The 19,011-nt window shown below is 32.9% G+C and carries 19 protein-coding genes and 3 pseudogenes; 2 read left to right on the forward strand and 20 right to left on the reverse strand.

The window, feature by feature from the left end; genetic code table 11:
* Positions 1-352 precede the first annotated feature (352 nt).
* From AZF37_RS05505 to AZF37_RS05535, 8 genes are all read right to left on the reverse strand, one after another.
* Positions 353-1,837, reverse strand: coding sequence for a pyridoxal-phosphate dependent enzyme (locus tag AZF37_RS05505; protein ID WP_088369928.1), 1,485 nt, complete (start codon positions 1,835-1,837; stop codon positions 353-355).
* A 193-nt stretch (positions 1,838-2,030) separates the two neighbouring features.
* Complete coding sequence (locus AZF37_RS13285) at positions 2,031-2,147, reverse strand: hypothetical protein (RefSeq protein WP_425425463.1); 117 nt, start codon at positions 2,145-2,147, stop codon at positions 2,031-2,033.
* 134 nt (positions 2,148-2,281) lie between these two features.
* Entirely contained in the window at positions 2,282-2,926 is a 645-nt protein-coding gene (locus AZF37_RS05510; RefSeq protein ID WP_088369929.1) for a CpXC domain-containing protein, read from the reverse strand.
* 28 nt (positions 2,927-2,954) lie between these two features.
* Complete coding sequence (lpdA, locus tag AZF37_RS05515) at positions 2,955-4,334, reverse strand: dihydrolipoyl dehydrogenase (RefSeq protein ID WP_088369930.1); 1,380 nt, start codon at positions 4,332-4,334, stop codon at positions 2,955-2,957.
* 71 nt (positions 4,335-4,405) lie between these two features.
* Positions 4,406-5,092, reverse strand: a complete 687-nt coding sequence (locus AZF37_RS05520) for a metallophosphoesterase (RefSeq protein WP_088369931.1) — start codon at positions 5,090-5,092, stop codon at positions 4,406-4,408.
* Positions 5,079-5,678: a uracil-DNA glycosylase gene (locus AZF37_RS05525; protein WP_088369932.1), complete on the reverse strand. Its 600-nt coding sequence runs from the start codon at positions 5,676-5,678 to the stop codon at positions 5,079-5,081. The genes AZF37_RS05520 and AZF37_RS05525 overlap by 14 nt, the downstream gene beginning before the upstream one ends.
* 21 nt (positions 5,679-5,699) lie before the next feature.
* Positions 5,700-6,143 (reverse strand): hypothetical protein, encoded by a 444-nt coding sequence (locus tag AZF37_RS05530; RefSeq protein ID WP_088369933.1) that lies wholly within the window; start codon positions 6,141-6,143, stop codon positions 5,700-5,702.
* 114 nt (positions 6,144-6,257) lie between these two features.
* Positions 6,258-7,928 (reverse strand): ribonuclease J, encoded by a 1,671-nt coding sequence (locus AZF37_RS05535; RefSeq protein ID WP_245611904.1) that lies wholly within the window; start codon positions 7,926-7,928, stop codon positions 6,258-6,260.
* Between the two features lie 268 nt (positions 7,929-8,196).
* Between AZF37_RS05535 and AZF37_RS05540 the strand changes: the two genes are divergently transcribed.
* On the forward strand, positions 8,197-8,808 hold the full coding sequence (locus tag AZF37_RS05540) for a helix-turn-helix domain-containing protein (protein WP_088369934.1): 612 nt from the start codon (positions 8,197-8,199) through the stop codon (positions 8,806-8,808).
* Between the two features lie 66 nt (positions 8,809-8,874).
* Here AZF37_RS05540 and AZF37_RS13290 read toward each other — a convergent pair.
* Positions 8,875-9,033, reverse strand: a pseudogene (locus AZF37_RS13290) (helix-turn-helix domain-containing protein); the annotation flags it as partial.
* A gap of 247 nt (positions 9,034-9,280) precedes the next feature.
* On the opposite strand from AZF37_RS13290, the gene AZF37_RS05545 reads away from it, so the two are divergent.
* Positions 9,281-9,583, forward strand: coding sequence for a helix-turn-helix domain-containing protein (locus tag AZF37_RS05545; protein WP_088369935.1), 303 nt, complete (start codon positions 9,281-9,283; stop codon positions 9,581-9,583).
* A 145-nt stretch (positions 9,584-9,728) separates the two neighbouring features.
* Here AZF37_RS05545 and AZF37_RS05550 read toward each other — a convergent pair.
* The 11 genes and pseudogenes from AZF37_RS05550 to speB all read right to left on the reverse strand — a co-directional run bounded on the left by AZF37_RS05550 (position 9,729) and on the right by speB (position 19,011).
* Positions 9,729-11,382, reverse strand: a pseudogene (locus AZF37_RS05550) (NADH-ubiquinone oxidoreductase-F iron-sulfur binding region domain-containing protein).
* Entirely contained in the window at positions 11,375-11,707 is a 333-nt protein-coding gene (locus AZF37_RS05555) for an NADH-quinone oxidoreductase subunit NuoE family protein (RefSeq protein ID WP_342668623.1), read from the reverse strand. The pseudogene AZF37_RS05550 and the gene AZF37_RS05555 overlap by 8 nt, the downstream one beginning before the upstream one ends.
* Positions 11,708-11,719: 12 nt before the next feature.
* A complete protein-coding gene (locus AZF37_RS12750) occupies positions 11,720-11,872 on the reverse strand; it encodes an NADH-quinone oxidoreductase subunit NuoE family protein (protein WP_342668624.1) in 153 nt (50 codons plus the stop codon).
* A pseudogene (gene fdhF / locus AZF37_RS05560) lies at positions 11,872-14,562 on the reverse strand (formate dehydrogenase subunit alpha). Before fdhF ends, AZF37_RS12750 begins: the two are co-directional and overlap by 1 nt.
* Before the next feature lie 153 nt (positions 14,563-14,715).
* Positions 14,716-15,096, reverse strand: coding sequence for a molybdopterin-guanine dinucleotide biosynthesis protein B (gene mobB, locus AZF37_RS05565; protein ID WP_162473926.1), 381 nt, complete (start codon positions 15,094-15,096; stop codon positions 14,716-14,718).
* Positions 15,097-15,121: 25 nt separating this feature from the next.
* Positions 15,122-15,328: a hypothetical protein gene (locus tag AZF37_RS05570; protein WP_088369937.1), complete on the reverse strand. Its 207-nt coding sequence runs from the start codon at positions 15,326-15,328 to the stop codon at positions 15,122-15,124.
* Between the two features lie 230 nt (positions 15,329-15,558).
* Positions 15,559-15,738 carry a hypothetical protein gene (locus AZF37_RS10490; protein WP_162473927.1) on the reverse strand — a complete coding sequence of 60 codons (180 nt, stop codon included), beginning with the start codon at positions 15,736-15,738 and terminating at the stop codon, positions 15,559-15,561.
* A gap of 75 nt (positions 15,739-15,813) precedes the next feature.
* Positions 15,814-16,161, reverse strand: a complete 348-nt coding sequence (locus AZF37_RS05575; protein ID WP_088369938.1) for a MoeA family protein — start codon at positions 16,159-16,161, stop codon at positions 15,814-15,816.
* Between the two features lie 162 nt (positions 16,162-16,323).
* Positions 16,324-17,169, reverse strand: coding sequence for a polyamine aminopropyltransferase (speE, locus tag AZF37_RS05580; RefSeq protein WP_088369939.1), 846 nt, complete (start codon positions 17,167-17,169; stop codon positions 16,324-16,326).
* Positions 17,170-17,280: 111 nt separating this feature from the next.
* Complete coding sequence (gene speD, locus AZF37_RS05585; RefSeq protein ID WP_088369940.1) at positions 17,281-18,075, reverse strand: adenosylmethionine decarboxylase; 795 nt, start codon at positions 18,073-18,075, stop codon at positions 17,281-17,283.
* An 84-nt stretch (positions 18,076-18,159) separates the two neighbouring features.
* Positions 18,160-19,011, reverse strand: coding sequence for an agmatinase (gene speB, locus AZF37_RS05590; RefSeq protein WP_088370669.1), 852 nt, complete (start codon positions 19,009-19,011; stop codon positions 18,160-18,162).

Consider the following 19,011-nt stretch of genomic DNA (forward strand, 5'->3'; position numbering starts at 1 on the left):
ATTTGAAAAAACAATTCCTCTTAAAAGTTTTGGATAAGTTTGTGTATAATACCATCAATGGTCTCTTCAATCGTTTAATGATACTATGGTTATATTTCCGTCATTATTCACTACTTGCAAATTTCATAACATCATTTAGATTCTGATTACATGAAACCATTCCCCCTAGAACACTTAGGTACAATGTAAAGGTTAAAGGTTCTCATCGTAATGATAGCCAACAGATTTTATCAATTTTCAACATTTACAGCCCTACAGGATTTAAATACTAAAGGCGCTAACTATAATAAAAGCACTTTCTATTATATAGAAAGTGCTTTTATTATTCGTTAATAAGATAACTTCTTAAATACTATTTTAAAAGGCCAGTTTTATCATTGAATTCTTCAATTAAAGCATCAATTTCAGGAGCCATTGTATGAAGTTTGTTCCAATAATTGTCATAATCATACCATTGTGCATTTAACTCCTCAACATCCATACCTTGTTGCTCTACCCATGTATAGTATTTTAAGTTATGAATACGTTTTTTACCTTCTAGAGATAACTCTAAGAAGTGGTCAGTTCTAATACCGTGAACGCTTTTTTCTAAGTCGATAGCAGCATCTTCAGAGTTATACTCTCTTCCGCCTCTTTCTTCTTTAAGCTCTTCTAGTCTTGAACCATACATTTCAGCTGCATCTGTAAACACAGTTAAAATAATATCGTCTTCAGTTAATTCTTGTGATTTAGCAAATTTGATAGCTCCGATAATATTAGCTGCTCCGGAGATTCCACACCAAGTTAACTTGCTGATTACATCTTCAGATACACCTAAAGAACGAAGGTAATCTTGACCAGCTTTTTCATTGAATAGACGGAATAAAGCCATAGCATCGTTGTCATCAATAGCTGTAATAAAATCAGTGTTTTTCACATTGTGAACCCAAGGAACGTGTTTGTCGCCAATACCTTCAATTCTGTGGTCACCGAATCCATTGTCATATAGTGTTGAACACTGAAGTGCTTCACCAACAACAATTTTAGCACCTGGATACTGATCTTTAATAAAGTCTCCAGAACCTAAAGTTCCAGCAGATCCAGAGCAAAGGCTTACACCAGCCACTCTACCATTAGCACCAATTTCTTCTTCAATAACTGTTTGCATAGCATTACCAGTTACTTCATAGTGCCATAATGTGTTAGCTAATTCAGCAAATTGGTTGAAGATTTTAGCTTCAGGTCTAGTTCTTCTTAAGTTCCATGTTTCATCATAAATTTCTTTAACGTTACTTTCGCAACCAGTTGTAGCAATAATTTCATCAGTAACTTTTTTTAACCAGTCAAAACGCTCTTGGCTCATGTTTTCTGGAAGAATTGCAATTGACTTACAGCCTAATAATTTAGAAATATATGCACCACCACGGCAATAGTTACCAGTTGATGGCCATACTGCTGAGTCAGTTGATGGGTCAAATTGACCTGTTAATAAACGTGGAACTAAGCATGAAAACGCTGGTCCTACTTTGTGTGCACCAACTGGGAAATATTTACCAGAAAGAGCAATGATTCTAGCTTTTACACCAGTAATTTCAGAAGGAAATTCAACATAATTAGGTAGCTTATTATAAAGTCCACCTTCTCTTGTTGGTTGGTTTTTCCAGCTAATTCTGAATAGGTTTAAAGGGTTTAAATCTTCTGTATTCACAGACTTAAGCTGCTCCTTAATAGAATCTGGAATTAAATCTGGGTTTTTCATTTGTGCTAGTGTAGGAACAATAATGTTTCTTTCCTTAGCACGTTCAACAGTTTTTTCTAACTGTTTCTCATTAATTGTTAGGTCGATTAATTGTCTCATGTTTGTCCTCCTATTTTTTAATAATAAACATAATATTTATATATCTTATTTTTTGTCGCCTCATTAAGGTAAAAGCTACAATTTAGCGCCAAAAAGGCACCTACCTAACATTCTACCTTAAAAAGGGCGTTTTGGCTATAGCTAACATATGATTTTCTCATATTGTTCCAATATTTATGAAGTAAACTTCATTTTATTTCAAAGTTTCTAAAAATGAAACGGTTTTATTTGCAATAAGCCCTTTTCCGTCGCCCATTTGAAAACCATAGTTTCCAAACTGATAATGATTGCCACATACTATTAAAAAAATGGTATACTATTTTTATTTTCTTCAACAAGTACTTTATCAGTAAATTGAAGATAATCCTCAGCACCATATTATCATTAACATATCAAACATCATATCCAAAAAGACCTGCTTCAAAGGCGAAGTGGACCTTACTTTTATAAACTTGCTACTGAAACTGCAAAAGTAAGATCGATAACTCTAAATCCTTTACCTTCGTCCTGATCTTTCTCTTTAACTAAATTTAGTACTTCATCACACATTGCTTTAGGAATACTAAAACTATGACGGGCACTTGTATCTTCTTTTTCAAAAAATACAAACTCTAGTTCATTATTTTTTGTCTCTGAGTAAAAGGCTATGCCTTCTTTCAACTTTAATTGAGTTCTTGCTAATAGTTTACAGACTTCAATTGTTCGATCGTCTAAATCTTCATCAAAAATCCGAATTTTCTCAAGAAGGCTTTTATAATCAAAAACAACGCGCAATCTATTATTATAAGAATCATCAAAAAGTGTTGCAGTTTCTTTGTCTAGATTTTCAATTAAAGTTTTTTCTTCACCAACAGGATAATCTGGGGCAAAGTGGATAAAAAACTTTTTATCCATATCGTGGTAAATTAAAGGAATGTAAATGCGAGCTCCATAACCACAATCTTTACATTTCAGCATATTCAATGTACCATCAAAAAGCTTTTCTTTTAAATCTGGGTTCATTTTAACATTGACCTTTTCCCATAAAATAACTTCTCTTTCAGTACCACATTGAGGACAATTCATTTTTTCTCTAATCTGTTGAATCATCAGGTTCCTCTTTTCCTAAAAATATAATCTATAATGTATGTGTTGCTAAGCCATGAACAGCTTCTGCAGCTTCCATAATAGATTCTGAAATTGTTGGATGTGCATGAATTGTTTTAGCAATATCTTCAGCTGTTAGGCCTTTTCTTACAGCTAATACTAATTCAGCAATTAAGTCAGTAGCATGAGGTCCAAGAATATGAGCTCCTAATATTTTGTCTGTATTTGCATCAGTAATGATTTTTACAAAACCATCTTTTTCACCGATGCATAATGCTTTACCACATGCACTAAATGGAAACTTACCAACTTTAATAGGTCCTTTTTCAGCTGCTTCTTTTTCAGTTAAACCAATTGAAGCAATTTCAGGTGAAGTATAAATACAGCTAGGTACGTCAACAATATCAGGAATGCCTTTTGTACCTTTAATAATATTTTCTACAACTTGGTTACCTTGAACACTGGCAGCATGAGCTAGTAACACTCTATTATCAACATCCCCAATTGCATAAATATTGGAAACAGAAGTTTGTAAATATTCATCAGTAACGACTTCACCTCTTGGGCCAACTTCTACACCAACATTTTCAAGACCAATACCTTTAGAATTTAAAGTGCGTCCAATACCAATTAATACCATACCAGCATTTAAAGTTTTACCGTTATTTAGGCTAACATCAACACCATTTGGTCCATCAGTAACTTTTTCAACCATAACACCTGTTTGAATACCAATTTTCTTCTTTTTAAGTAAAAGTGCGAAGCGTTTTGAAATTTCTTCATCAATCATTGGTAAGATTCTCGCTTCTGCCTCAACCATAGTAACGGGAATACCTAACTCAGCATAAATCATAGCAAATTCACAGCCAATAACACCTGCACCAACAATTAATAATGAAGATGGCATCTCTTTTAATTCAAGAATTTCTTTACTTGTTACAACAGTTTTACCATTGTAGCCTAAAGCCGCAATAGTAGCTGATTCAGAACCAGTTGCAATAATAATATTCTTAGCCTCAACTTTATCTACAGAACCATCTTCTTTGTTAACTGTAATTTCTGTTGTTGAAGTTAATTTACCATCGCCTTTAATTACTGTTACTTTATGAAAATCTAAAAGAGAGGAGACGCCACCAGTTAATTGCTTAACAACTGCATCTTTTCTCTCCATTATTTTACCAAAATCAATTTGGTAGCTATCAACATTAATACCAAATTCACTACTTCTCTTAATATTAGCAAGCACGCCAGTACTAGCTAGCATAGCTTTTGTAGGAATACACCCTCTATTAAGACATGTACCACCAATAGTATCCTTTTCAATTAATACTACTTTTGCGCCTAAACGGGCAGCTCTAATAGCAGCTACATATCCACCAGGGCCACCACCTAAAATACCAATATCATACATTAGGTTTAATCCTCCTTGATTCTTATTATTTATCATTAAATTATATCATTTTATCTATTTTAAAGAAACCATTAAACAATCTTTTTCAAAGTAAATTCTAAATAATCACTGGATACTAAATGATAATCAATATTATTATACATTCCAGTTAAAAATTTTCTATCTCCAAAATAACCATGAATATGACCATACACACATGCTATTACAGGATAGTCTTCTATAATTTTTATAAATTCACTTGATCTACCATCTTTAAAAAATGGTGGATAATGAAGTAAAACAACAATAGGCTTATTCTTTTCTGCGTTTTCTAAAGACATTCTCAAACGCAATAATTCTCTTTTATATATTTTATCATCCTCAGCTGTTAAACCATTATCTTCTGGCAACATCCAACCACGAGTACCGCAAAATACATAGTCTCCAAAAGTAAAAGCATTATTTTGTATAAAGTAACACTCTTTATATTCTTTTTTTAGAATTTTGCTTAAGCTCTGCCACCAGTAATCATGATTGCCTTTAACCAATATTTTTTTTCCAGGTAGATTTTCAATAAACTCTATATCTTCAGCTACCTCTTCTAAATTCATTGCCCAAGATAAATCTCCAGGTAATAGCACAACATCATCTTCGCCAACAAGGGATAGCCAACTGTCCTTAATTTTTTCTGGATGATTCTGCCAATTATCGCCAAACATATCCATAGGTTTTGGTTTTGCAAAAGATAAATGGAAATCACCAATACTATAAATATTCATTATGCTCCTCTAAAAATATTCTTAATTTTCTTAAATCCTCTTCATATATTTCCTTTAAACTGCCGTTATAGATAACACTAGCTGGATGATAAAGCGGAAAAACAATTTTATCCTCAAAATCAATAGGAGTGCCATGCACTTCCTTTAGCTGTAGCTTTTTAGAAAATATTTGGAAGGGTACAATCCCTAATGTAACAATTATTCGGCTTCCCAATGCCTCCATTTCTTCCTTTAAAAAATGATAGCAACTATTAATTTCCCCTGCAGTGGGTTTACGATTGGCGTAATTGCCATACCTAGGTCTTTTGGAAAATTTAGTTGGTCTGCATTTAACTGCATTTGTAATATAACATTTATCTCTATCAATAGAGACACCTTCTAGAAAATTAGTTAAATACTGCCCAGCCTGCCCTGAAAAGGGAATACCAGAAATAGTATCTTCATGACCACCCGGCGCTTCCCCTAAAAGAATAAGAGGCTTCTTTGCTGGTACACCGTTAAAAACAACTTTTGTTCTAGTTTTAAAAAGTGTACACCCTTCACAATTCTCAATTCTCTGAAATATTTCTAATAATTGTTCTTCCATATATTCTACTTTCCTCCTAAACTAATTAACTAAAAGCTTATAACTCTGCCAGCTACTGTACAAGTGGCTAATAGCAAACACTGTAGCAAACAAGCCTAAAGGTATCGACTGTATCCAAAAAGCAAGTAACAAAAAATATAAAGAGGGGAATGCTGCCAGAGGAATAGAAATAGGCCCTAGTGTTTCAAATAAAAAATAGTACTCTCTGCCCATAGAAAAATATCTGATCCAACAAATACAAATATAGTATAGAATTGCTGCACAAACCATCAATGTTGAATAAAAATTAAAAGGACTATTTAAAATATCTACACCAAATATAATGGGTAAAACCAAACAACCAATTCTGCTAATATTTTCTAATATTACTACATCAAAAGGAATCTTTGCCTCTGTTGTAGGCAGTTTTACAGATTTAAATATTAAAAATAAAATATTCGGTAGTAAAATAATTACTACAAACATTCATTACACCCAGTAAACTCAACCCCATTATTTCACCTCCAGCTATTTAACAATTATAGCATATTTTCTTAAAGCAATAAAATAAGGAGAAGATTACTCTTCTCCTTATTTCTCTTAGACTTCGATAATCATTGGAATGACCATTGGATTTCTTTTAATTTTTCCATAGACAAAACTGTCTAACTCATTCCGCATTCTGGTTTTTATAGTGGACCAGTCCTTCACTTTTTCTTTTTTAAGCTGTTCAATAATTTGATAGCTTTTCTCCTTGATTTCATCCAGTAGCTCTTCTGATTGTTTCACATAGACAAATCCTCTTGAAACAATATCAGGTCCTGCTACTATCTGACCTTTTTTATCCATACTGATAACTGCAATAATTATGCCATTTTCTGACAGTATTTTTCTGTCTCTTAAAACAATATTACTTACATCGCCCACTCCTAGTCCATCGACTAGCACTGAACCAGCATGAACTCGATTAACAATGCCGCCCTTTTGCTTACTGAGAGCAATAACATTGCCATTCTCTGGCACAAAAATATTTTCTTTCTTCATACCAATATCCAAGGCTAGGCCTCTATGAGCCATTTGCATTCTATACTCCCCATGTACAGGTATAAAAAACTTTGGTTTAACCAAAGTCAACATTAGTTTTAAATCTTCTTCACTTGCGTGACCGGATACGTGAATATCCACAGCTTTTCCATAAACAACGTTAGCTCCTAACTTTAGGAGATGATCAATTAATTTTGATACATACTTCTCATTTCCTGGAATTGCCATTGCTGAAATTATTACTGTGTCGTCATTAATAATTTCTATTTTTCTATGTCCTTTTGCAGCAATCCTTGAAAGAGCACTCATTGGCTCCCCTTGGCTGCCTGTTGAAATAACACAGACTTTCTCTTTAGGTAGTCGAAGAACTTCATCTATATCCATAAGTAAACCCTTAGGTATTTTTAAATACCCCAGTTGTTGTGAAACTTCTACCATGTTAACCATGCTTCGTCCCATAACGGAAACTTTTCTTTTGCAGATTTTGGCTGCATCAATAATTTGCTGTAACCTATGAACATTTGAGGCAAAACTAGCAATAATAATTCTACCTTTTGTTTCCTGAAATATTGCTTCAATATTTTTTCCTACTATTTTTTCGGATTTGGTATAGCCTTTTTTTTCAGCATTTGTACTATCGGACATTAAAGCAAGTACTCCTTTTTCACCTAAAGAAGCGAATTTATAGAAGTCTGTTACTTGTCCGTCTATTGGAGTTAAATCAATTTTAAAATCTCCAGTATGTACAATCACACCAACTGGGGTGTGAATTGCCAATGCCACTGCATCAGGAATACTATGACTGACTTTAATAAACTCAATTTTAAAAGGCCCTATCTTAAATTCACCTCTTGGTGAAATGACATGTAACTTAGGTTTCCGTTTAAGTCTTCTTTCTCTAAGTTTCCTTTTAACAAGTCCTATAGTCAATCTTGTTCCATAAGTAGGAACATTTAATTCGTCCAAAATATAAGGTAAAGCTCCAATATGATCCTCGTGACCATGAGTAAGTACTATACCCATAAGCTGATGTTTGTTTTCTCTTAAAAAACTAATATCAGGAATCACAGTATCAATGCCCAGCATTTCATCTTCTGGCATTATTAACCCTGCATCCACCACAATCATTTGATGATTATAACGAATTACAGTCATATTCTTGCCTACTTCTCCGACACCACCTAAAGGAATAATCTGCACCGTATTAGGTTTTTCTTGATTTCCCAATTAGGCATTTCCTCCTTTGTATTTTTAATTATTGTACCGAACTCTAATCTTATTTATTATATAACAAAACTCCATTATTGCATATAGCAGACATGAAGCTTAATTATTTATTACAAAACATAATATTATTACACAGAGTATTATCGTATATAATATTTTAGCTTTTATCAATTATATCTAGAAATATTATGCCCTTTTGTTATATATTGTTTTTTTATACCTTTATATTGTTTACAATTATACTATAAGTAACATATAGGAGGATAATATGATGTTTAGTCAACGCCTAAAAAGTTTGAGAAAAGATAAAAAGCTAACCCAACGAGAACTAGGGAAGCACTTCAACTTATCTCAATCGTCTATAGCTTTTTATGAAAAAGGTGAACGTGAACCAGATTTTGCCACATTAATTAAATTCGCTGATTTTTTTAATGTATCAGCTGACTATTTACTGGGAATATCTTTTACCCCAAACAGCAATCATAGAATATCTATACCTCTTATTGATGATATTCAATATTCAAAAGGAGAAACCAACCTTTTAGTTAATGAAACATCCTATCCTTATATTCCCTCAAAAACATTACTGGAAAATGAGCAAGAACTTTTTCTTTATAAAATTACTGATGATAGTATGAAAGATGCAGGTATTATTAATGGAGCTATAATACTCCTGGAAAAAGATGCAGCATATAAGCATGAGGATATTCTCCTTATTCTAGATAAAAAAGAAGAAAAACCCTTAGTTCGCAAAATACTCTTTAAAGACCACATGACTATACTAAAACCTGAAAATCATGCATATGATCCATTGGTTATTACAAATCAAAAAGATTACATTATTATTGGTAAAGTTATCCAAGTTGAAAAGGAATTATAAAACTACATTTTTAAAATATAAGTTTAAAGCCACTGATAAATCAGTGGCTTTTTAGGTGCTTATACTTTAATCATTTTCCTGACATATAAATAATTGGTTAATATCAAACTCTGGATATGTAATTTTGAGTTGTTTCACAAATGAATGAGATGGATTTCTATAACCATACTCAACACTTCTATAAAATGAATAGGAAATCCCCAACTCAGCATCCATTTCTTTTTGTGTTTTTTCTTTTTTTGCCTAAAAATACGGAGCGCATTTAACACATTTTTCCCTCCTTCTTATTTATTTCAATAAAAAAACTATGACATTATGTGATATTATGTTATTATTGATATATCACATTAAGTAATATTACAAATGAGAATATTTAACCTAATGATATAGTGTAAAAAGTATAATGTCAATTACTTTTAGTAATATTTGTAATATAAAACAACTTTTAGTTAAATAAAAAGGAGACACTATCATGTTTAGTAATAAAATAAAAAACCTAACACAAAAAGAACTAGCTTCTATTTTCAATCTTTCTCAATCATCCATAGCACTATATGAAAAAGGCATAAGAATGCCAGACTTTAAAACACTAGCAGCCTATGCCTCTTACTTTAATGTATCTACAGATTACCTATTAGGTCTTAGTTGTGAAGATAAAACAAACAACACTTACAAAGCAGAAAATTCTGACTATGAGTCTTTTATCTATCTTAATAAAAATGATTTTCAAATTCTTGGCAAGGCAATTGAGGTTAAAACTACTTTTCCAAAATAAAAAAGCAATGACTTAATCATTACTTTTTTATAATATAGCTCTTTTCCATCTAATTGTTTTTCCACGAATAAAAGTTAAGTATTTTACAATAAAAACCAAGTATTGCTAATTCCAATACTTGGTTTTATTTATATTTTAAACTTTTTTATTGCTTAAAGACTGCTTGAATAGGACATACAGTGGCACAGTTGCCACATTTAATACAGTCTTTTGTTCTAATAACATGTCTCTCCTTAACTTTACCTTCAATACAGGATACAGGACAATTTCTAGCACACTTTGTGCATCCAATACATTTATCTGTAATAAAGTATTCTAATGATGCCTTACAAGTTCCTGCTGGACATGTTTTTTCACCTTCATTAACATGGGCATCATATTCATATCTAAAATACTTTAGTGTTGATAAAACTGGGTTAGATGCTGTTTGACCTAAAGCACATAAAGAAGCACTCTGAATCGTATCAGATAGGCTTTCCAGCATCTTAACATCATCCGGAGTACCTTCCCCCCGCCTCTTGTAATAGTTTCAAGGATTTCAAGCATCCTTTTCGTGCCTTCACGGCAAGGCGTACACTTGCCACAAGATTCATCAACTGTAAAGTCTAAAAAGAAACGAGCAATATCAACCATACAAGTTTCATCATCCATTACAATCATGCCACCTGATCCAATAATTGACCATAATTTAGCTAAAACATCAAAATCAATAGGGCTATCTAAATATTCCTTAGGAATACAACCGCCAGATGAACCACCTGTCTGAACTGCTTTAAATCCTTTACCATCTGGAATGCCACCACCAATTTCAAAAATAACATCTCTGATAGTTGTGCCCATAAGTACTTCTACTAAACCTGCTGTGTTTATATTGCCACCGAGAGCAAAAACTTTAGTGCTTGGAGAACCCTCAGTACCTTTCTCTCTAAACCAAGCTCCTCCATTTAAGATAATTTGAGGAATGTTTGCATAAGTTTCCACATTATTAATTAAAGTTGGTTTACCCCAAAGCCCAGATTGAGCTGGAAAAGGTGGCTTTTTTTCGGCATACCTCTTTCACCTTCAATTGAGGCAATGAGGGCAGTTTCCTCACCACAGACAAAAGCACCTGCACCTAAACAAATTTCCAAATCAAAAGAAAAATCAGTTCCAAATATATTATTTCCTAAAAAACCATATTCCTTACATTGAGCAATGGCTATTCGTAACCGTTCAACTGCTGTAGGATACTCTGCTATTATATAAATATAGCCTTTGTTGGCTCCAATAACATAGCCTGCTATAGTCATAGCTTCAATTACAACATGAGGGGTCACCTTCTAAAATGGAACGGTCCATAAATGCCCCTGGGTCACCTTCATCAGCATTACAAATAACATACTTTTGGTCACTTTCATTTTTAGCTGTAAGCTCCCACTTTAAACCTGTTGGGAATCCAACACCACCACGGCCCCGTAAGCCACTATCTTTGACTTCAGCAATAACAGCCTCTTTAGTCATAGCTAAAAGGCTTTTACCTAATGCGCCGTAACCGCCAAAAGCATAGGGCCTTGACCACAAAATCCAAAACAACCCGTTTTAACAACACTGATTTTATCTGCTAAATTCTTTTCTTCTAAAAGTGCATTCATTGTATCCATTAGCTCCTGGCTTTCTGAAGAAAGGCAACCTGTACCACCACAAATCATGACATGTTTTTTATCTGTTTCATATACTGAATGATCATCTCTAATTTTTAGTGTTTCTTGCTGTGTATTTCTTATAGCCTCTAAGGCTTCCATTGTGTTTATTCTACTCATGATTCACCCCAGCATATTCTTTAATAATATTTGGGACATCAGCTGCCTTTACATTACCATAGACTTTTCCGTTTACAATAATAACAGGAGCAAGACCGCAAGCACCAATACAACGAACATCCTCTAAAGTAAATAAGCCATCTTCCGTTGTCTCTCCATTGTTAATTCCCAGTTCTTGCTTAAAGCGGTCAGAAATAGCATCAGAGCCTTTAACAGAACAAGCAGTTCCCATACAAACATTAACAATATACTTACCTTTTGGTTCCAGAATAAAATAAGAATAAAAAGTAACAACGCCATAAACCTTAGAAACAGGAATCTTCAAGGCTTCAGTAATTTATTTTTGAATTAGTTCTGGAATATAGCCAAATAAATCCTGAGTTTTATGAAGAATAGACATCAGCGACCCTTTTTCTGTTTTCTTACAATCAATATAGGGATTTAGAATACTCAACTCTTTTTCATGTTCTTTCTTGAATTGACTTTCCATTATGCTTCCTCCTTTTCAATTCTCACAGCTGCAACTTTATATTCCGCCGTTTTTGTAATTGGATCAGCTGCAGCATTGGTTAATTCATTTACAGGAGACTCTTTGTAGTGAAAGGTCATAAAAATACTCCCATGACTAACTCGGTCCGTAATTTTAATTCTAGTAGTAATAGAACCCCTTCTGGAAGTTACGCGAATGACACTATCTTTATCTAAACCATAAGCCAACGCATCCTTCGGATTAATCTCTGCTTCTTCATAAGGTCTGATTTCATTTAAAACTTTTGAGGTTCTTGTTGAAACATTATAGTGATAAAGCATACGTCCAGTATTTAATAGAATAGGATACTCTTCATTTACTAGTTCTGCAGGTGGCTCATAGTCAACAGGTACCACATATAAAACCCCTTTTCCTTGAGTTAACACTGCCCTATATGCAGAATAGGCGTTCCTGGATGGTCTTCTGATGGACAAGGCCATTGAATCCCGTCTTGATTAATTCGCTCATAAGTAATACCAGCATATTGTGATGTTGTTTCTTTTATTTCATTAAAAATAATATCCTCAGATTTTTCATAGTCAAATCCCTTAACATCTAATTGTTTAGCAATATCCACTAAAATATCCCATTCATTTTTGCACCCTTTTGGATAGTCTACTGCTTTTCTAACTCTCTGCACTCTTCTTTCTGTATTAGTGAATGTACCATCTTTTTCAGCATAGCAATTACTTGGTAAAATAACATCTTCTTCTTTTGCAGCCTCTGACATAAAGAGGTTTTGAACAATTAATAAATCTAAACTCTTTAAGGCCTTCTTAACATGGTTAGCATCTGGATCTGTCAGTACAGGATCCTCACCCATTACGTACATGGCTTTAAATTCACCTGTAATGGCTTTATCCAACATATCTGGAATCTTTAGACCCTTATTTGGATTGAGGGCTACACCCCATTTGCTTTCAAACAATTTTCTCTTATCTTCATTATTAATATCTTGATAGCCAGGATAATAGTTTGGCAAAGCACTCATATCACATGAACCTTGAACATTATTTTGTCCTCGTAATGGATTAATGCCACCATTTTTAATACCTAGATGACCTGTAATCATAGCCAAATTAGCTAAGTTCATAACATTAGCTGTTCCTGTTGTATGTTCTGTAATACCTAATGTATAATAAATGCCAGCTTTTTCAGTTGTTGCATATAATTTTGCAACCTTATAAAGCATATCTTCTGATAAGCCTGTAAATGCACTTACTTTTTCTGGTGTATAATTTTTAACTATTTCTTCAATAGCATCAAATCCCGCACATCTCTCTTTAATATAATCTTTTTTATGCCAATTATTTTTAATAATAATATGCATTAAGCCATTGACAAGAGCTGCTTCAGTACCAGAATTTAAAGGTAGCCAATACTCAGCCATTTTGGCCAACTCTGTCTTCCTTGGGTCAATAACAATTGCTTTTGTGCCATTTTTAATAGCCTGCTTCATTTTATTACCAATAATCGGGTGTGCTTCCGTAGTGTTTGAACCTATTATAAAAAATACATCATAACCATCTGTAATTTCACTAATAGAATTTGTCATAGCACCACTACCTAGTGTAGTTGCAAGACCTGCAACAGTAGGAGCATGTCAGGTTCGCGCGCAATGGTCAATATTGTTTGTTCCTAAAGCCACTCTAAACAATTTTTGAAAAACAAAGTTATCTTCATTGGTGCAACGAGCAGAACTTAAGCCAGTAATAGCATCTGGACCATTTGCAGCTTTAATTGCCTTTAGTTTTTGGTATAATATAATCATAGGCCTCTTCAAAAGTAGCTTATTCAAAAACACCATTTCTTTTAATTAAGGGTTTAGTTATTCTCTCAGGATTATTAATAAAATCCGTGTGATAACGTCCTTTTACACAAGAAAAGTTTTATTTACAGTTGCTTCTTCTGGTGTAACACCAATTACTTTATTATCAGCAACATTTAAATCAAAATTACAGCCTACACCACAAAGAGGACAAGTCGTTCTAACTTTTTTAATATTCCAAGGACGGATATGCTCTAATTGTTTATTCATTAAGGCACCAGTAGGACAGACACTAACACATTGACCACATAGTCTACAGTTTTCTGTGCTAATATCTTCATCAAATGCTGTAGTTACTTTTGTATCAAATCCTCTGCCTATAAAATCAATAGTTCCTGTTACTTGAATATCCCGGCAGACTGCAACACATTTTCCACAGAGAATACATTTATTCATGTATCTAACAAATGCTGGGTTACTATCATCAATGGCATAACATTTAGAATCCCCTACATAAAGGCTATCTTTAACACCATACTCAAAGCAATACTCCTGTTAGTTTACAATCACCTGTCTTAGAGCAAGTTAAACAATCTTTAGGATGGTTAGCAATTAAAAGAGATAGTATATCTCTTCTCACTTTCATTACTCTTTCAGAATGGGTCTCTACTACCATTCCTTCTGTAGGGGTAGTTGAACAAACAGCAACTAAATTTTTTCTGCCTTTTACCTCAACAACACAAATACGACAACATGAAAAAGCTTTTAGCTGTTTATCATAGCAAAATGTTGGTATATGAAAGCCATGTGCCTTAGCAATTTCTACTAAATTTTCATTTTCAGAAACTTCAATGTTTCTGCCATTAAGAGTCATAGAAATCATTCATCTTCTCCTTTTCATATTTTTACTTTTTCACATAATTAAAACTACAATACTATTTTTTCTTGTATCCTCCTTAAAGTATAATGTTTCTATAAATGCTACCAGAGAAGTTACATCATTGCGTTGAAAGACAGGCACATTTGCTTCCAAATCTTAAGCGCTTACTAAAGCTACTAAATCATTTTCTGATATATCTAATCGACTATCGCCAAAACCAATAACTTCAATTTTTGAAAATCCTTGCTTTTTATATCCTTCTATAATAATTAAGTCCATATCTTTGAATTCTGCTAAAGCAACTTCTATAATTGGTTCTTCTTCATCTAAAACAGTTAATTGATAGCCATTCTTACCAACTAAAGCAACCTTTTTGCTCCACTCCTTGAAAAAAGTAGTATCTTTATCAGGTGGCAGTTCCAAAAGTTGATGGTGATGTTTAATAACACCTACCCTAATATTTTTCTTACTTAACTGCTTCACTACCTCTTTAATCAAAGTAGTTTTACCAGAGTTACTATAACCAGCAAAACTCAAAATAGGTAGCGCCTAAAAGCCTCCTTCATCTGTAAATATAAAGGTAGTGCAGATCCTTTTTTATTGATGTGTCTGAAGAAGCCACCTCGGCCAATCCATTGCAATAAACCATAGATAATAAAACACCTGCATTTTGCTTTTCTGTTAAAAACAACTCATACCCTTTATCAGTCGGTTTAACTAATACACGTAAAAAGCGTTTCACTGGGCTTCCTTTGTCAAAAGTATTCATTAAAACACCATGTAATGTCTTTTTGTAATAATCTTTATAACCTCTTATTTTTCTAATAACAGGTACTATTATTTTTTCATAGAGTAATCATGGATGCTGCTGGACTTCCTTGTAAAGAAATAATACACTTGCCATCTTTCTTTCCTGCTAAAATTGGTGAGTCCGGTCTCATGCGCACACCCCAGAATATTTTTTTTACATTACAAGCCGAATAAGCCCTGCCTAAAAAGTCAAAATCCCCGACAGACACACCACCCAGTTGTAATCAATAAATCATTTTCTGCTATACCTTTAATAATAGCATTATTTAAAGACTGGTATTTGAGCCATTCCCAAATTACTGAACATAGCAATCTCATATTAGGATGAATTTTAACTGATTCAGCTACCACTAATTCGCCTTTATTCACATCTTCCCCGCGATACCAATAACATTTCTGTTAGGAGGTACTTCAGCAAAGACTTTTACTTCACAATCCCCTTTATCAGTTTTTTCTTTTTTTAACGACAGCATCATAAAATGGATGTGCTGGTGCACCAGTCATAATTTTTACAGCTTCAATTATATGATCTAAATTATCGCCAGCTTTAACCAGACCAATAACCTTAAAGGTAATCGGATTAATATCACTGGCTCCCTTAATTTGGCTACTCTTTAAAGCATAGCCATCAAAAGGTGATTTTCTAAAGTGAGGAATGCAACTTTCTGCATATATGGGTTTTCCAACAACCCTATTTAAACTATCCAATAATGGAATATACTCAATTTCTTTAGGTTTTACTTCTTTTAAAATCATTTTAACTGCTTGTGGCAATTCTACACTTAAATACACTAATAGTCCCCCTTATTCTACTTATTATTCAAATTTCAACTATCTTCATTATATTACTTCTATTTAGTATTTTAAAGGTGTAAGTGATTACAAATCCTTTATTATAAAGAAATTGAAAATAAAAAAAGAAGCAAGTAATTACTTAATTGCTTCTTAAAGACACTAGGCTTCAAGTGCATTTTTTACATAATTTGGTAACGCAAAAGCACCTTTATGTAAATCTGTATTATAATACTTAGTTTGTAAATTAAATCTATTCCAACTTGCTACATCTAAATCCTCTATCGGATCGTATTTTTTTGACGCAAAGCCAAATAACCAATGTCCTGAAGGATAAGTTGGCATGTGAAACTGATATACTTTAGCTATTGGAAAACTTTCCTTAATTCTCTGGTGTGCTCTAATCATAGCTTCCCTATCTCTGGTATAGTATGGACTCTCATGTTGGTTAATGAGAATACCATCTTCCTTTAAAGCGTCATAACAACTTTGGTAAAAAGTTTTTGTAAATAATCCTTCGCCAGGTCCAATAGGATCTGTTGAATCAATTAAAATTAAACCATAGGCATCTTTTTGCCTTTCCATAAAAGCTACTCCATCTTCGAAAAACAAAGAAACTCTTGGTTCATTTAGATTTTCAGCTGTTAATGGTAAATATTCTCTACAAGCATTCACTACCATTTCATCAATTTCCACCATATGAATAGTCTCAATAGAAGGATAACGCGTTAATTCTCTTACGGTTCCTCCATCACCACCACCGATTACTAATACTTTTTTAATATTCGAGTTAACAGCCATAGGTACATGGGTAATCATATCATGATAAATAAATTCATCTTTTTCATTAACCATCATTAATCCATCTAAAGTAAAGAAAACCCCAAAGTCCTCTGAATCAAAAAAATCGATTTCTTGAAAAGGACTATTAGCATGAAATAATTGTTCTTTTATCTTAATTGAAAATTTCGTATTTTCTGTGTGCATTTCAGAAAACCATAGTTCCATAACATTACCCCCCTAAATATAGTTACAGAGATATTATATCACATTATCTATGCCCTAACTATATCCTGTCAATAATAAAAAAGTACGAGACTTAAATCTCATGATTTAAAATTACATGTTTTTGCTATAAAAAATTTCTTGCATCTCTTTTTTAATTTCTTTAATTACTTTGTTTTTTTGTTTTTCAGCTAAATCAGCTGCATCTACATCAAATAAATATTCATCTAAAATGAAATTTTTTAATAACATTTTAGTATGGAAAATATTTTCCTGATAAACATTTACATCAATCATTTGATACTGGCTCTCAAGTCTTCTAGGAATAAAATCCTGAATTGAAGAAATATTATGGTCAATGAAACACTTTTTACCTCTTAAATCTCTAGTAAAGCCACGAACTCGGTAATCTACATTAATAATATCTGAATCGAAACTGTCAATAAGATATTCTAAGCTTTTCAGAGGAGATATTTTCCCACACGTAGATACATCAATATCCACTCTAAATGAAGATACGCCAATTCTCGGATGTGTTTCTGGATAGGTATGGACAGTAACATGGCTTTTATCTAAATGACCAACTATATCTTTAGGTAGAATAATACCTTTATTACATGAAGGATCAATAGAATCCTCTGGTACTTCATCTTCAGATATTAATAATGTTACACTAGCACCTTGTGGCTCATAATCTTGCTTAGCTATATTCAACACTGATGCCCCAATAATCTCCGTTACATTTTCTAATATATTAGTAAGTCGTTCTGAGTTAAATTGTTCATCAATATATTCAGTATATTTTTTTTGCTCTTCTTCAGTATGAGTATAACATATATCATAAATATTAAAACTAAGTGTCTTAGTTAAATTGTTAAATCCATATAATTGTTTTTTTCTATTTGCCATTTTCTAGTACGCTCCTTGAAATTATTACCTTAATTATTATATTTTTAAATAGCTAAAATAGCAATAGATAATAGCATTTTATATTTAAGAATTCATAGCTAAAACTAATTCTCTAATAATTTTACAAGCATATAAAGTTGAAACACCACTTTGATCATAATTAGGGGACAATTCCACTACATCAACACCAATAATATTTAAAGATATCATGCTTTTAAATGCCTCAATAACTTCTCTAAAAGTAACACCTCCTGGTTCAGGTGTTCCTGTACCAGAAAACAAACCTGGTTCAAGTATATCTAAATCAAATGTAATATAAACTGGTTTACTACCTAGTTCTTCAACTAAATCTTCTATAGAATCCATTCTATAGAGCTCAATACTACAATGATTTCTAGAAAACATAAATTCTTCCTTTAGACCAGAACGAATGCCCAGCTGGTGAATCCTGTTATCACCTACCACTTCCCATATCCTTCTTAAAACAGTGGCATGAGATAAACTCTCTCCCATATAAGTGTCTCTTAAATCTGCATGAGCATCAAAATGAATAATATGAAGATCCTTATAGGCTTCAAAAACTGCTTTAATACTTGATAAACTTATTAAGTGTTCACCACCAACCATAAAAGGAATTTTCTTATGTCTTAATATTCTTTTTGTAAAACCATAAATTAGTTCCAGAGTTTTTTCTCTATTGCCTATGGGCAGAAGCAAATCCCCAGCATCAAAAACTGCTGTATCTTTCTCTAAATCCAGTCTGAAATAAGGGCTATAGGTTTCAAGACCATAAGAATCTCTTCTGATGGCCTCTGGAGCAAAACGTGTCCCTGGTCTAAATGAAACCGTTCCATCATAAGGTGCGCCAAAATAAATTATATTGGCATCATTAAAGTCCTTATCAAAAGCCATAAAAGTTTCAACATTTTCTTTCAT

The sequence above is a fragment of the endosymbiont 'TC1' of Trimyema compressum genome, assembly GCF_001584725.1.
Lineage (GTDB): Bacteria > Bacillota > TC1 > TC1 > TC1 > TC1.